The 14,522-nt window shown below is 67.5% G+C and carries 11 protein-coding genes; 6 read left to right on the top strand and 5 right to left on the bottom strand.

Going from position 1 to position 14,522, the window contains the following annotated elements:
- Positions 1-351: 351 nt before the first annotated feature.
- Both E5790_RS18610 and E5790_RS18605 read left to right on the top strand, forming a co-directional pair.
- Positions 352-1,329 (top strand): zinc-binding dehydrogenase, encoded by a 978-nt coding sequence (locus E5790_RS18610; RefSeq protein WP_111205559.1) that lies wholly within the window; start codon positions 352-354, stop codon positions 1,327-1,329.
- A gap of 201 nt (positions 1,330-1,530) precedes the next feature.
- Positions 1,531-4,158, top strand: coding sequence for a TonB-dependent receptor (locus E5790_RS18605; protein ID WP_111205560.1), 2,628 nt, complete (start codon positions 1,531-1,533; stop codon positions 4,156-4,158).
- A 110-nt stretch (positions 4,159-4,268) separates the two neighbouring features.
- Here E5790_RS18605 and betT read toward each other — a convergent pair whose 3' ends face one another.
- From betT to E5790_RS18585, 4 genes are all read right to left on the bottom strand, one after another.
- The gene (gene betT, locus E5790_RS18600; RefSeq protein WP_111205561.1) at positions 4,269-6,248 is read right to left on the bottom strand and encodes a choline BCCT transporter BetT; all 1,980 of its coding nucleotides are present in this window, start codon (positions 6,246-6,248) and stop codon (positions 4,269-4,271) included.
- 183 nt (positions 6,249-6,431) lie between these two features.
- The gene (locus tag E5790_RS18595) at positions 6,432-6,812 is read right to left on the bottom strand and encodes a VOC family protein (protein ID WP_046431075.1); all 381 of its coding nucleotides are present in this window, start codon (positions 6,810-6,812) and stop codon (positions 6,432-6,434) included.
- Positions 6,813-6,909: 97 nt separating this feature from the next.
- Positions 6,910-7,233 carry an SMR family transporter gene (locus E5790_RS18590; RefSeq protein WP_014647443.1) on the bottom strand — a complete coding sequence of 108 codons (324 nt, stop codon included), beginning with the start codon at positions 7,231-7,233 and terminating at the stop codon, positions 6,910-6,912.
- Entirely contained in the window at positions 7,233-7,586 is a 354-nt protein-coding gene (locus tag E5790_RS18585) for an SMR family transporter (protein ID WP_010485170.1), read from the bottom strand. The genes E5790_RS18590 and E5790_RS18585 overlap by 1 nt, the downstream gene beginning before the upstream one ends.
- Before the next feature lie 162 nt (positions 7,587-7,748).
- Here E5790_RS18585 and E5790_RS18580 point away from each other — a divergent pair, with 162 nt between their 5' ends.
- Positions 7,749-8,600, top strand: a complete 852-nt coding sequence (locus tag E5790_RS18580; RefSeq protein WP_069116473.1) for a LysR family transcriptional regulator — start codon at positions 7,749-7,751, stop codon at positions 8,598-8,600.
- Positions 8,601-8,687: 87 nt separating this feature from the next.
- On the opposite strand, the gene E5790_RS18575 is transcribed toward E5790_RS18580, so the two are convergent.
- Entirely contained in the window at positions 8,688-9,608 is a 921-nt protein-coding gene (locus tag E5790_RS18575) for a M14 family metallocarboxypeptidase (protein WP_111205562.1), read from the bottom strand.
- 131 nt (positions 9,609-9,739) lie between these two features.
- On the opposite strand from E5790_RS18575, the gene E5790_RS18570 reads away from it, so the two are divergent.
- The 3 genes from E5790_RS18570 to E5790_RS18560 all read left to right on the top strand — a co-directional run bounded on the left by E5790_RS18570 (position 9,740) and on the right by E5790_RS18560 (position 14,474).
- The gene (locus tag E5790_RS18570; RefSeq protein WP_111205563.1) at positions 9,740-11,821 is read left to right on the top strand and encodes a TonB-dependent siderophore receptor; all 2,082 of its coding nucleotides are present in this window, start codon (positions 9,740-9,742) and stop codon (positions 11,819-11,821) included.
- Positions 11,822-11,883: 62 nt separating this feature from the next.
- The gene (locus E5790_RS18565; RefSeq protein WP_051007166.1) at positions 11,884-13,656 is read left to right on the top strand and encodes a chloride channel protein; all 1,773 of its coding nucleotides are present in this window, start codon (positions 11,884-11,886) and stop codon (positions 13,654-13,656) included.
- A gap of 101 nt (positions 13,657-13,757) precedes the next feature.
- Positions 13,758-14,474, top strand: a complete 717-nt coding sequence (locus tag E5790_RS18560) for an MgtC/SapB family protein (protein ID WP_014647448.1) — start codon at positions 13,758-13,760, stop codon at positions 14,472-14,474.
- Positions 14,475-14,522 lie beyond the last annotated feature (48 nt).

Genomic DNA, 14,522 nt, shown 5'->3' with positions numbered 1-14,522 from the left:
CGGGGTGGGATGCCAAAGCGCGGGAACACCAGATCGTCGGCAACAGCCTGCGCCTGCGGCCGGTATCCGGGCCGTGGGGGCGATCTGGGTCCGCACGATGGCGGCCGCGTCGACACGGCAAGCCTTCAGGGGCGGGCCGCGGGACGTTTGCTGCGTGTCCGGCGGCGGCGGCTGACCGGGAGTGACGACCACAACATAGTGGGGATAATCGGAACCGTCAACACAAGATGCGGCAATCACGACATGCCGCGACGATCAGTCGCAGGATGCCGTGTTGCACCTGCGGCGCCTTGTCGACAGCGCCTGCGTCCCCAGTTCGGTACAACATCAACTTTCCGCGGAACACCGCCCATGCGCGCTGCCCAGTACCCTTCCTTCGGCAACCCGGCCGACGTCCTCGCCATTGCCGACGCCACCCTCCCCGAGCCCGGCCCCGGCGAGGTGCGCATCCGCACCGTGCTGGCCTCGATCCACAATCACGACCTGCTGACCGTGCGCGGCCTCTACGGCTACAAGCCGACACTGCCGGCGATCGGTGGCAGTGAAGCATTGGGCGTGGTCGATGCACTCGGCGAAGGCGTCGACGGCCTGCAGATCGGCCAGCGGGTGGCCGCCGCCTCGGTGCATGGCACCTGGGCCGAAGCGTTCATTGCACCGGCACGCATGGTGATTCCGATGCCCGAGGCGATCCCCGACGAAATGGCCGCGCAGCTGATCGCCATGCCGCTGAGCGCGCTGATGCTGCTGGAATTCCTGCACGTCGAAGCAGGCCAGTGGATCGTTCAGAACACCGCCAACGGCGCGGTGGGCAAGTCGCTGGCGATGCTGGCGCGGGCGCGTGGCGTGCATGTGGCCAACCTGGTGCGCAATGCCGATGCGGTCGCGCAGTTGCAGGCGCTGGGCATCGATCATGTGTTCGACACCTCGGTGGAGGGTTGGAAGGATCGCGTGCGTGAAGCGACCGGCGAAGCACAGGCCGCGGCCGCGGTGGATTCCATCGGCGGCGACGCCAGCGGTGACCTGGTCGACCTGCTTGGCCACCACGGCACCCTGGTGTCGTTCGGGGTGATGAGCGGCGAGCCGATGCGCATTCCCGCCGGTGGCCTGATCTACAAGGAGGCCACGGTGAAGGGCTTCTGGGGCAGCAAAGTCAGCCAGGCGATGGCGGTGGAGGACAAGCGCCGGCTGGTCGGCGAGCTGCTGAAGCGTGCGGCCGGCGGCGAACTGACCCTGCCGGTGGAGAAGATCTTCGCGCTGGACGACATCGCCCAGGCGGCGAAGGCGGGCGCCGGTTCTGGCCGCAATGGCAAGGTGCTGCTGCGGCCTTGAGGGTAGGACAACCGGGGTCAGATCCCTTTCCGCTGGAAAGGGATCTGACCCCCAGGAGGAGTGCGGACCAACGGTCCGCACCCACCGAGTCGGTTCGTTAAGAACCTGTGATGCATAAATGAATGCGCTTTCGTCATTGGAAGGCGTACTTGCCTGCATGCGGTACTGACGGCTCCTCCCCCGTTCGGCGTTGTCGCTTCCATGTGCCGCACCACCCTGAACCTGCTTGCCGGCGCGATCGCGCTGGGCCTCACCGCCGGCGCTGCCGGCGCCGCTGAAACCGCCGATGCCGGCAAGGACAGCACCACCCTGGGCACCGTGCTGGTGACCGGCTCCAACATCAAGCGCAGCGACACCGCCGGGCCGAACCCGGTGCAGATCGTCAGCCGCGAACAGATCGAGCAGACCGGTCGCTCCACCCTCACCGACGTGCTGCGCAACCTGTCGGCCAATGCCGGCAACAGTTTCGACGAGCAGTACACCGGCAGCTTCGCCGCCGGTTCTGCATCGATCGGCCTGCGCGGCCTGTCGCCGAAGAACACGCTGGTGCTGGTCAACGGCTATCGCGTGTCCAACTTCGGCTTCGCGCTCAACACGCAGGACACCTTCGTCGACCTAAACGCGCTGCCGATCAGCGCGGTGGAACGCATCGAAGTGCTGAAGGACGGTGCCTCGGCGGTGTACGGCTCCGATGCCATCGCCGGCGTCATCAACATCATCCTGCGAAAGAACTTCCAGGGCGTGGAAGTCGGCGGCGGCTTCGGTACCGCCACCCAGGGCGGCCTGGACGAACGCAAGGCCAACCTGCTGGCCGGCTTCGGTGACCTCGAACAGCAGGGCTGGAACGTGCTGTTCGGGCTGGACCTGCTCAAGCGCGATCGGCTCGATGCAGACCAGCGCGCCTTTACCCGCAGCGGCGATTTCCGCGACAGGCCCGGCGGCCGCCTGGCCGGCTGGTCCACTGCCGGTGGCAACTGGCTGTCCAACCCGCGCGCGCCGCAACCGTTCGCCAGTTGCCCCGAGGGCAGCCAGCTGCGCCCCTACAGCGATTTCGGCAGCACCCTGCCCGGCCAGGCCTGCGCCTTCAACGCGCAGCCGTTCAAGACCCTGCAGCCCGGCGCCGAGCGCCTGCAGGCGTCGTTGAGCGCGACCTACCGCTTCAACGACAGCGTCGAAGCCTTCGCCGATGTGCTGTACAGCCACAACAAGGCCGACCAGATCTTCAGCGCGCCGCTCACCGTGGGCCCTGGCCTGCGTGCCTACAACCCGGCCACCGGCACGCTTATCGACGTGCCGGCGGTGCTGCCGGTGGGCCACCCGAACAACCCGGGCAGCACGCCGCTGCCGTTCGAGTACACCTTCTTCGACCTCGGCCCGCGCCTGAAGGACAACACCCAGGTGTTCTACCGTGCCCTGGCCGGCGTGCGTGGCAGTGGCGAGCGCTGGGACTGGGAAGCGGCGGCGCTGACCTCGCAGAGCGCGCAGCGCGAGTACGTCGACAATTTCGTCAACCGCTACGCGTTCGAACAGATCCTGCGCGATGGCAGCTACAACTTCCTTAATCCGTCCAGCACGCCGGGCGCGTTGGATGCACTGCGCCTGCAGACCAAGCGGCCAGGCTGGTACAAGCTGCACGCGTTGAACGTCAAGGCCTCGACCTCGCTGTGGGACCTCCCGGCCGGTGCGGTCGGCTTCGCCTGGGGTGCCGAGTTCCGCAAGGAGTCACTGGATGCGCGCACCAGTGCACAGGTGCTGTCGGGCACCGAACTGCGCCCGGCCATCAACGTGGTCAACGGCGAGCGCCAGGTCAGCGCCGCCTACGCCGAATTGAGCGTGCCGCTGCACCGCACGCTTGAGCTGCAGGTGGCTGGTCGCGGCGACCACTACGATGATTCCGGCAAGGCGTTCTCGCCGAAGCTGGCGCTGCGCTGGCAGCCGTTGGACAGCCTGCTGCTGCGCGGTTCGTTCTCGCGCGGCTTCCGCGCCCCCTCGCTGCCGGAAATCGCGCCAGGCCAGACCGTCAGCTACGGCTCGGTGATCGATCCGCTGGATCCGCTGCAGCCCGGTGGCAGCCGTGGCGTGACCAACATCCGCACCGGCAACCCGGACCTGAAGGCCGAACGCTCGCGCAACTTCAACGTGGGCGCGGTGTGGTCGCCGGATGGCGATACCAGCATCGGCCTGGACTGGTACCGCATCGAGCAGGACAACCTGGTCAAGCCGGACAGCGCGCAGTTCATCGTCGACAACCCGACGCTGTTCCCCGGCCGTGTACAGCGTGATGCGCAGGGGCGCATCCAGTTCATCACCAACCAGTACGCCAACCAGGGCGAACTGACCACCTCCGGGCTGGACCTGGACGCCAACCACACCTTCCGCACCGAGGGCTGGGGCACCTTCACCGTGGCCGGCAGCTGGACCCACCTGCTGAGCTTCAAGCAACCGCTGGTAGCCGGTCAGGCGCCGTATGAGGGGGCTGGCAACAATCGCCACGGCGCGTTGCCGCGTACGCGCGGCACCACCTCGCTGAACTGGGCGGTGGGCGACTGGAGCAGCACGCTGAGCCTGCAGTACGTGAGCGGCTACGACCAGCGCGTGGCGACGGCCACCAGCAATCCGGGCCTGCGCGACCGCGTCAAGCCGTATCACCAGCTGGACCTGTACGTGGCGTACGAAGGCATTCCCAACACCACGCTGTCGCTGTCGGTGCTGAACCTGACCGACAAGGACCCGCCGTTCGACCCGGCCGGCGGCTCCAACGGCTTCGACATCAGCCAGTACAACCTGCGCGGGCAGTTCGTTTCGCTGGGCGCGCGCTACCGGTTCTGATGCGCCACCTGTAGAGCCGAGCCCGTGCTCGGCTGCTCTTCGGCAACAGGAAGCCGAGCATGGGCTCGGCTCTGCAGGGGTGTGCGGACCAACGGTCCGCACCCACCGCATCACCGGCTCAGGTGCAGGAACTGCAGGTGCCGTTCGTACTGGCTGATGATGTCGTTGATGATCTGCTTGCGGCTGTAGCCGACCAGGTCGTAGTCCTGGCTGCCTTCGAACAGATGCACTTCCGCGCGGTAGTAGCGCTGGTTGCGCAGCTGCTGCGCGGCGAACGACGGGGTCAGGTAGCCACTCAGGATCACCCGGTACAGGAAATCCTGCTGCTCGCCATGGTTCACCGTCAGCTCCATGTCGCCGGCCTCGAAGCGCGTGGCCACGTCCCAGCCCTGCCCGCGCAGCTGTTCGGCCACCGCTTCCATCGCCGGCTTCACCGTGTCATCCATGAAGCGGTAGACCTGGTCGCGCACCGGGAAGTGCATGGCCTGGCTCAGGCGCTGGCGCCAGCCCTGATGGTGGCGATCGTCACCGATCAGCGGCGAGGGCCGGTACTGCAGCGCGCGCTTGCGGTGCGATTCGTCACTGAAGGCGCGGGTCAGGCCCCACATCATCAGCAGCAGCACCGCCGAGAACGGCAGCGAGGCCAATACCACCGCCGATTTCAGTGCATCGATGCTGCCGGCCAGCAGCAGCCCGGCGGTCAGCACCGCGATCACCGTGCCCCAGAACACGCGCAGCCAGCGCGGACCATCATCCTCCGGCGCGCCGCCGTGCGAGGACAGCGTGGACAACACCACCGCCCCCGAATCAGCCGACGTCACGAAGAAGATGAAGCTGACCAGCACGGTCACCGCGATCACCGTGCGGCTCCACGGGTAGCCATCCAACAGTGCATACAGCACGGTCGGTGGGTCATCCACCGCCAGCTGCGCCAGCTGCTGCTGGCCGTGGTGCAGCACCTGGTCCAGCGCGCTGTTGCCGAAGATCGACAGCCAGGCCAGGGTGAAGCCCAGCGGGATCAGCAGCACGCCGAACACGAATTCGCGGATGGTGCGGCCACGCGAGATGCGCGCGATGAACAGGCCGACGAACGGCGCCCAGCCGATCCACCAGGCCCAGTAGAACACCGTCCAACCGCCCAGCCATTCCGGCCGGCCGCCATAGGCGTACACATCGAAACTCTTGCCGACCACGCTGCCCAGGTAGTCGCCCAGGTTCTGCATCAGCGTACTCAGCAGGTACTGGGTGGGGCCGGCGCACAGCATGAACAGCACCAGCGCGATCGCCAGCAGCATGTTGATGTTGGCCATCCAGCGCACGCCCTTCTCCACGCCTGAAACCGCGACGGCCACCGCCGCGCCCATCATGCTGACCACCAGGATGATCTGCACCAGGTTGGAGTGCGGGATGTTGAACAGGTGCGACAGGCCCGCGTTGAGGTGCAGCACGCCGAAGCCCATGTCGGCGCCGATGCCGAATACGGTGGCGACAATGCCCAGCGCGTCCACGGTGTAGCCGATCGGCCCGTTGATGCGCTTGCCGATCAGCGGATACAGCGCCGAGCGCAGCGCCAGCGGCAGGTTGTGGCGATAGGCGAAGTAGGCCATCGCCATCGCTGCGAGTGCGAACACGCCCCAGCCATGCAGGCCCCAGTGCAGGAAGAGCAGCTGCATGGCCTGGCGCGCCCCGGCCTCGCCCGCCGCCGGTTCGCCCTGCGGCGGCTGCAGGTAGTGGGTCAGCGGTTCGGAGACGCAGAAGAAGAACAGGGTGATGCTGATGCCGGCGGCGAACAGCATGCCGGCCCAGGAAAGATAGCTGAACTCCGGCTCATCATGGTCGGCGCCGAGCTTGATGCCACCATACTTGGACAGCGCCACACCGACCACGAACACCAGGTACAGGGTCATCGCCAGCAGGTAGTACCAGCCGACATTGAGTGCGGCCCAGTCCTGCGCCTTGACCAGCAGGCGGCCCGCACCGAGCGGAAACAGGCTGACGAACAGCGCGAACACCACGACAACGATCGCCGCAAAGGCGAACACAGGCCGAAGGGTGCGCACCGGGGATTGTTGCGGCTCCAGTACATCCATGGGGCGGCGTTCTCCGGTAGATCAAAGGGTTAGCCGACCGATTCTGGCTGAACCGCAGTGGACAGAGCATGAAGTTGCGGCCTGTGGTCACAGGCCCGGCCCACCATTCCGTGTTATCACGCGCGCGCCGGAGCGCAACCTTGCCCGCGCGGGCCGCGGCGCGGCCACGCGCATCCTGTCCGATCACGACATTACATGCACCGCACACAGCTTGTTGCCATCCGGGTCACGCAGATAGGCCAGAAACACCTGCCGACCGGACATGTTGCGGACGCCGGGCGGATCTTCGATTGCGGTACCACCGTGAGCCACGCCAGCTTCCTGCCAGGCACGCACGGCCTCTGCACTGCCCAGACTGAAACCGATGGTGCCGCCGTTGGCATGGCACGCTGGCTGCCCATCGATCGGCGCGGTCACGCCGAACATCCGCCCATCCTTGAAGTACAGCAGCCGACCCTTTTCGTCGAACACACCCGGACGTGCCCCCATCGCGGCGAACAGGGCATCGTAGAAGCGATGCGCGACGTCCATGTCGTTCGTTCCAACGGTGATGTGGCTGAACATGCGGGCACTCCTTGTGGAAAGCCGCAGTGTCGGCGAGCGCGGGCGACTTCGCAAATCGCCCGCACCGGTGCCGCCACGCCCGCGAAAAGACCCGTTGCTACTTGGCGGTGCTGAGCAGCAGCACCGCCGCAGTGACCAGACCGATGCCGATCCAACCGATCGGACGCAGGCGGTTGCCGAACAACAGGCGTCCGCAGGTGGCGGTTCCGATCACGCCGATCGCACCCCACATCGCATAGGCGGTGGCCAGGTCCATGTAACGCACCGCCTGGCCCAGCAGGGCGAAGGCGATCCAGACCATGACGATCGCAGCGACACCCCAGCGCCAGCGGCGGAAGCCTTCCGACTTGGCCACCATCATGTTCGCGGCGACATCGATCAGCGCCGAACAGATCACGAAAAACAGAGCCAGGGTATTCATCAGTGTGCCTCCCCGAGGGTGACGCAGACGATGCCCACCACCGCCAGCACCAGGCCGGCCAGCTGCTGCAGTGACAGGCTCTCGCCGAACACGGTGAGGCCGACCACGGTCAGCAGGGTCAGGCCCAGGCCTTCCCACACCGCGTAGGCCACGCCCACCGCGATGCGACGCACCGACTGCGCCAGGAAGAAGTAGGACAGCGCCAGCGCACCGGCCATGATCAGATAACCGGTCCAGCCGCCATCGCGGGCGGCGTGGGCCATGAACGAGGTGCCGACCACTTCGGCGACGATCGCCACGGTCAGGCAGGCCCAGGCGACCAGCGCGCCACGGGCGGGAACAGTACGGGACATGTGAAACTCCTTGCAGGACGGGGACCGCGCCGCCTCATCAATGGATCCACGCCGCGCGTGGAGGGTCCGGAACGCCCCTCGCAGACAGGGGCGACGGGGGTTAGTATCATCGTCTTTTACGGTGGTATCAAAATGGATTCCATCGACAGGAGCGATGGATCAATGCCCTATTCCCCTGAATCCCTACAGGCCTTCGTGGAAGCCGCCGCGCTGGGCTCGTTCTCGGCCGCGGCACGGCGGCTGGGCAAGACCCAGTCGACGGTCAGCACCGCCATTGCCCACCTGGAAGCCGACCTCGGCGTGAGCCTGTTCGACCGCAGCGGGCGCTACCCGCGGCTGACCGAGGCCGGGCGCCAGGTGCTGGGCCACGCACAGGAAATCCTGGCCGCCGATGCGCGCCTGCAGCAGTTGAGCGTGCGCCTGTCCGCGCCGGTCGAGCCGCGCCTGACCGTGGTGTTTTCCGATGTCTACCAGCTGGATCCGGAGCAGCGGATCCTGCAGCGCTTCGCCGAAGCGTTCCCGGAGATCGAGCTGGAGTGGCTGGATGCCGAAGGCGAGGACGTGCTGGAGCTGGTCGGCAGTGGTCGCGCCGGGCTGGGCCTGCTGCCCAGGCAGGAGCGTTATCCCGATGGGCTGGTGGCGCGGCCGCTGGCGCACCACAGCGAACTGTCGGTGTACGTGGCGCGCGGACACCCGCTGGCCAGCGCCGGGCGTCGCGCCGCCGCACAACTGGCACGGCATCGGCAGGTGCGCCTGAGCGCGGAAGTCGATCAGACCCGCTTGGTCACCGGCCTCGCGTGGACCGCCACCGATTACCTGATGGTGATGGAGATGGCCGAGGACGGCATCGGCTGGGCCGAACTGCCGCGGGCGCTGGTGCAGCGCTATGACCGTGGGCGGCTGGTGGAACTGGTGCTGCCGGGCTGGCCGCGGCGCATCCACAGCGACCTGCTGTGGCGACGCGACACGCCGCCAGGCCCAGCCGCACTGTGGTGGGCCGACGCGTTGGGGTGAAAAAGGGGACGGAGGGGATTAAGTCGTTTGTGCCCCGGCGGTACTGGGGCACAAACGACTTAATCCCCTCCGTCCCCTTTTTATCTGTCAGCGATGGGCGAGCGCGTAATCCAGTGCCGCGCACACCGCTGCCACCTGTGCGTCGTTGCACTGCTGCGGGGTGGCCCGCGGGCTGTCCGGGTAGACCTCGGTGGTGGTGGTGTACTTCGCGTCGGTAATGCCGGCGCACAGGCCCAGCTTCACCAGCGGATACTCGATCACGCCGTGGGCGATCACCGGCGAACCGATGATCTCGCCTTTGTCGTCGGCGGGGGCGATATGGGTGACCTTCTCCACGGCGGCAATGACCGCCTGCTGGAACGCCGGCTGCGGGGCCTCGCTGTCATCCACCAGGTAGAAGCCATCCGGAATCAGGCCCGGCTCGAACGGCTTGCCGTCACGCGCGGCCAGCGCCGGGCGGAACTCGCTTTCATCACTGTCGGTGGTCTCGTGCAGATCGATGTGCAGCACGAACTGGCCCTTGATCGGTGCAACCAGCTCGATCAGCGCGGTCGACTCGCGGGCCGGGCCATCGGCGCGGAAGTTGCGGTTCGGGTCGATCGCATCGAAGTTCCAGCGGTTGATGCGCTCGAAGCCCCACGGATTCACGCACGGCGCCACCAGCAGGTTGGCCTTGCCGGCATAGTCGGCGGCGTGCTTCTCGAGGAACTCCAGCGCGCCCATCACGCCACTGGTCTCATAGCCGTGCACGCCACCGGTAACCAGCGCGGCGGGCAGCGCCGGGTTCCAGTCGCGGCTGCGCAGGGCGAACAACGTATAGGTCTCGCCAGCGTAGTCGAGCTGGCCATAGGCCACCTTGTCGAAACGCGAGGCAAGCGCTTCGATGCGCGGCAGCACCTCCTGGTCATAGCGACGCAGGCGCTGCTGGCGGCCACGCCACAGCTCCCGTTCCGCCGCTCCCCACGGCTGGCCAGGGGTTCCGACGGGGTAGAAGGCGGCTTGGGACATGGCGGATCTCGGCGAGTCAGGAAGCAATCGCCCACTCTACCACCGGGGCAACGGCATGAACCCGACGCGCATTCCATTGGCGAATGGAATCAGCAATAATTCTCATTTACGACCTTCCACAGCCTGCACCGATGCCCATCCACGCCCTGCAACCGGCCCGCCTGCCCCTGGCCGCCGCCCTCACCCTGTGCCTGCTTCCGGCCGCCAGCGTCTTCGCCCAGGACGGCGCTACCACGCTCGACAGCATCCAGGTCTCTGGCAGCTGGCTGGGTACCGGCCTGCATGACAGCGTGAAGCGCTTCGCCGGCGCGCGCACGGTGGTCGACCGCCAGCGCATCGAGGCCAGCGGCGCGGCCAGCATCGGCGATGCCATGCGCCGCATCCCCGGCGTGCAGGTCACCGACAACTCCGGTACGGCCGGCAGCTCGGTCTCGCTGAACATCGGCGTGCGCGGCCTGACCGGGCGCTACTCGCCACGCTCGACCGTACTGCTGGACGGCGTGCCGCTGGCGGTAGCGCCGTATGGCCAGCCGCAGCTGTCGTTCGCACCGACCAGCCTGTCCAACATCGAATCGATCGACGTGGTGCGCGGCGGCGGCGCGGTGCGCTACGGCCCGCAGAACGTGGGCGGCATCATCAACTTCAGCACCCGCGCCATTCCCACCGAGGCAGGCCTGCACGGCGAAGCGGGCGTGCGCTACACCGCCTACGACCATGGCGGCGGTGACAGCACCCAGTACAACGCCTTCCTCGGCGGTACCGGCGACAACGGCCTGGGCGCGGCCCTGCTGTACTCCGGCCAGGACGGGCGTGGCTGGCGCCAGGGCAGCGATGACCGCTTCAACGACCTGGCGCTGAAGTTCGCCTATGCCATCGACGCGCAGCAGGAACTGCGTGCCAAGCTGTCGTACTACGATGTGCGCTCGCTGACCCCGGGCGGCCTGACCCGCGCGCAATACGAGGCCGACCCGTTCCAGAACACCCGCTCCACCGATTTCTGGAAGGGCCACCGCACCGGCATCGACCTGGGCTACACCAACACGCTGTCGGCCAACAGCGAGTTCGAGGTGCTGGCCTATTACAACGAAAGCAGCCGCGCCAGCTCGCTGATCAACACGGCCAATACCCAGTTGACCGTGCAGCCGCGCGATTACCGCGTGCTTGGCATCGAGCCGCGCTACACCCAGCGCCTGCACTGGGGCGCCAGCGTGCACGACATCACCGCCGGCTACCGCTTCCTGCGCGAGCGCGGCAACGACCGCAGCTACACCGTCAGCCGCCGCACCGGCGTGGCCAGTGCCACCACCCGTTTCGACAACGCGACCGATGCCCATGCGTTCTACATCGACGACCGCATCGCGATCGGCCAGTGGCGGATCACCCCGGGCGTGCGCATGGAATGGATCGACATGGACCGCCGCCAGGCCGGTGGCACGGCGACCTTCAGCAGCCGCAACGACAAGGCCCTGCCCTCGCTCAACATCGCCTACCTGCTGACGCCGCGGCTGACTGTGTTCGGCAACTACACCACCTCGTTCGGGCCGGTGCAGAACATCCAGCTCAATTCCCAGACGGCCAGCAACCCGCTGAACCCGGAAATCGCCAAGACCACCGAACTGGGCGCGCGCTGGCAGGACGGCGCACTGCGCGCGGAAGTGACCGTGTTCAAGATGCGCTTCGACAACCAGATCCTGCAGGTGCCGGGGATCACCCCGCCGACCTTCCAGAACATCGGTGCCACCGACCACAAGGGCGTGGAGAGCGCGCTGGAGTACCACTTCGCCGAGGACAGTGCGCTGGCCGGGCTGGAGCTGTACGCCAACTACACCTGGACCCAGGCGATCCAGCAGTCCGGTGACAACCGCGGCCTGGACGTGCCCTTCTACTCGCGCGACACCGACAGCGTCGGCGCCCGCTACGCACTGGCCGGCTGGACCTTCAATGTCTCCAGCACCCACCAGAGCGGCCAGTTCTCCGATGCCGCCAACACCTGGGAAGAAACCGCTGACGCGCGCGTGGGCCGCGTGCCGGGCGTGCGCCTGTGGAACGCGCAGGTGGCCTGGCAGGTGCCGGGGCTGGACGACAGCGAGATCGCGCTGGGCGTGAACAACCTGACCGACAAGCGCTGGTACACCCGCAACGTCGATGGCAACGCCGGCCGCATGGTGGCTGCGCCACGCACCTTCTACGTGCAGGGCCGCTACCGCTTCTGACGCGGTAACCGCCCGATGCAGTGACGGCGGCGACCACGGTGGCGGCGTATCATGCCGCCACCATGTCACTGCCTGTTTCGCCATCGCGCCTGCATCTGGCCTTCCAGGGCCTGCGCCTGCGCCTGCGCGGCAGCGACCTGTGGTTCATCGCGCTTGCCCTGCTGGTCGGCCTGATCGCCGGCTACCTGACCCTGCTGCAGTCCGGCATCGCACGCTGGCTGCAGGGCACCCTGTACGGGCTCGACGACGGCATGCGCCTGAGCTCCCTGCCCGCGCTGACCTGGACCGCACTGCTGGTGCTGCCGCTGGGTGGCCTGCTGGTCGGCCTGGTCAGCCTGGCCGCGACCCGGCTCAAGCGGCCCCTGCTCGATGCGGTCGAAGCCAATGCCCTGCATGGCGGGCGCATGTCGATGCGCGACAACCTCATCGTGCTGACCCAGACCCTGCTGTCCAATGGCTGCGGCGCCTCGGTCGGGCTGGAGGCTTCGTATACGCAGATGGGAGCGGGCAGCGGCTCGCAGCTGGGCAGGGTGATGCGCCTGCGCCGCAACGACGTGCGCATCCTGGTCGGCGCCGGTGCCGCCGGTGCCATCGCGGCCGCCTTCGGGGCGCCACTGGCCGGTGCGTTCTACGCCTTCGAGATCGTCATCGGCGCCTACACCCCGGCCGCACTGGCGCCAGTGGCGGTGGCCGCGCTGGCAGGTGCATTCGTGGCCGACCAGGCCGGCATCGAGCCCTACCTGCTGCCGGCTGCCTCGACGATTGATGTCCGCGCCGCCGACTACGCCATTTACGGCCTGCTTGGCTGCTGCTGCGCGATGGTCGGCATCGCGGTGATGCGGCTGATCGCCTCGATCGAAGGCACGGTCAAGCGCAGCCCGCTGCCTGCCTGGGGTCGGCCGGTGGTGGGCGGCCTGCTGCTGATTCCGCTGGCCCTGGCCAGCCCGCAGGTGCTGTCGTCCGGCCATGGCGCGCTGCACCTGGACCTGACCACGCACCTGCCGCTGATCTGGATCGGCGGCCTGCTGACCCTGAAGTGCCTGGCCTCGGGCATCTCGCTCGGGTTTGGTTTCCGCGGCGGCCTGTTCTTCGCCTCGTTGTTCATGGGCACCCTGGTCGGCGCCCTGTTCGCCGGCCTGCTGGCGATGGCCACTGGTGTGCCGGTGATCGATGCCACGTCCGCCGCGCTGGCTGGCATGGCAGCGTTGGCCGCCGCCGTGGTCGGCGCACCGATGACCATGGCCATGCTGGTGCTGGAAGGCACCCACGACTTCCTGCTGACCAGCGTGGTGATGAGTGCGGTGCTGGTCTCCAGCACGCTGGTACGGCAGTGGTTCGGTTATTCGTTCTCGACCTGGCGCATGCACCTGCGCGGCGAGACCATCAAGAGCGCACGCGACGTGGGCTGGGTGCAGAACCTCAACGCCGGCCGGCTGATGCGCAAGGGCGTGGCTACCGCGCCGGCCGATCTCGATGCCGCCACGTTCCGCCAGCGCTTCCCGCTGGGTTCGGGCAGCCGGGTGATCCTGATCGACAGCGAAGGCCATTACGCAGGCATCGTGCAGATTCCGCGCGTCTACGGCGACGGCGTGAAGCCGGAGACCATGATCGGCGAGCTGGCCGAGAACCGGGACGTGTCACTGTCACCGGCCGCGGACGTGGTCAGCGTGATGCAGCGCTTCGACCAGACCCAGGCCGATGAACTGGCCGTGGTCGGCGCCGACGGCCAGGTCCTGGGCGTGGTCTCTGAAGCCTTCGTCCGCAAGCGCTACGCCGAGGAACTGGACAAGCGCCAGCGCGAACTGATGGGCGAGCGCGTCGACGACACGGACTGACCCCGCAAAAAGGGGACGGAGGGGATTAAGTCGTTTCTGACGCTTTCGAAATCCGCGCATGGCGTGGATCTACTGTCACCTCGACCGGGTAGACTCCGGCCATGCGCTTCATTGAGACCTTCCAGGCCGGTCCCTTCGCCGACACCGTGGTCAGCCTGCTGGCCGCCTTCGTGCTGGGCACGCTGATCGGCGCCGAGCGCCAGTACCGGCAACGCACCGCCGGCCTGCGCACCAACGTGCTGGTGGCAGTGGGCGCCGCCGCCTTCGTCGACCTGGGCATGCGCATCGCCGGCAGCGCCGAGGCGGTACGGGTGATCTCCTACGTGGTCTCCGGTGTCGGCTTCCTCGGCGCCGGCGTGATCATGAAGGAAGGCATGAACGTGCGCGGCCTGAACACCGCCGCCACCCTGTGGTGCTCGGCGGCGGTCGGCAGCTGCACCGGCGCGGACATGCTGGCCGAGGGCGTGCTGCTGACCGTGCTGATCATCGCCGGCAACACGCTGCTGCGGCCGCTGGTGAATGCGATCAACCGCATCCCGATCAACGAGGCGGCGACCGAAGCCACCTACGAAGTGCGCCTGAGCGTGGATGCCGAAGCCGTACCGCGGGTGCGCGAGCGACTGGTCGATGCGCTGGAGGCCGCGCAGTATCCGGTGGGCGATGTGCAGGTGGTCGAGCATGCCGACGCGCCTACCGACGTGATCGCGGTGCTGGTCAGTACTGCGGTCAGTGCCGACGAGCTGGATCTGGTGCTGGCACGGATGGAGCACGTGCCGGGGGTGCTGCATGCCACGTGGGAAGTCAGCACCCGCGACTGATTCATCCACGCAGGGCGTGGATCTGCCGAGGTCGTGCTGCAGTGGATT

Origin of the sequence: Stenotrophomonas sp. PAMC25021, assembly GCF_004795795.1 — a bacterium.
GTDB classification, from domain to species: Bacteria; Pseudomonadota; Gammaproteobacteria; order Xanthomonadales; family Xanthomonadaceae; genus Stenotrophomonas; species Stenotrophomonas muris.
The sequence above is the reverse complement of the archived record's forward strand: the minus strand, read 5'-3'. Positions and strand labels throughout refer to the sequence as shown.

Excerpts from the sequence above, each read along its gene's own strand:
- E5790_RS18610 (WP_111205559.1), top strand. The coding sequence starts at position 352 with ATGCGCGCTGCCCAGTACCCTTCCTTCGGCAACCCGGCCGACGTCCTC.
- E5790_RS18605 (WP_111205560.1), top strand. The coding sequence starts at position 1,531 with ATGTGCCGCACCACCCTGAACCTGCTTGCCGGCGCGATCGCGCTGGGC.
- betT (WP_111205561.1), bottom strand. The coding sequence starts at position 6,248 with ATGGATGTACTGGAGCCGCAACAATCCCCGGTGCGCACCCTTCGGCCT.
- E5790_RS18595 (WP_046431075.1), bottom strand. The coding sequence starts at position 6,812 with ATGTTCAGCCACATCACCGTTGGAACGAACGACATGGACGTCGCGCAT.
- E5790_RS18590 (WP_014647443.1), bottom strand. The coding sequence starts at position 7,233 with ATGAATACCCTGGCTCTGTTTTTCGTGATCTGTTCGGCGCTGATCGAT.
- E5790_RS18585 (WP_010485170.1), bottom strand. The coding sequence starts at position 7,586 with ATGTCCCGTACTGTTCCCGCCCGTGGCGCGCTGGTCGCCTGGGCCTGC.
- E5790_RS18580 (WP_069116473.1), top strand. The coding sequence starts at position 7,749 with ATGCCCTATTCCCCTGAATCCCTACAGGCCTTCGTGGAAGCCGCCGCG.
- E5790_RS18575 (WP_111205562.1), bottom strand. The coding sequence starts at position 9,608 with ATGTCCCAAGCCGCCTTCTACCCCGTCGGAACCCCTGGCCAGCCGTGG.
- E5790_RS18570 (WP_111205563.1), top strand. The coding sequence starts at position 9,740 with ATGCCCATCCACGCCCTGCAACCGGCCCGCCTGCCCCTGGCCGCCGCC.
- E5790_RS18565 (WP_051007166.1), top strand. The coding sequence starts at position 11,884 with ATGTCACTGCCTGTTTCGCCATCGCGCCTGCATCTGGCCTTCCAGGGC.
- E5790_RS18560 (WP_014647448.1), top strand. The coding sequence starts at position 13,758 with ATGCGCTTCATTGAGACCTTCCAGGCCGGTCCCTTCGCCGACACCGTG.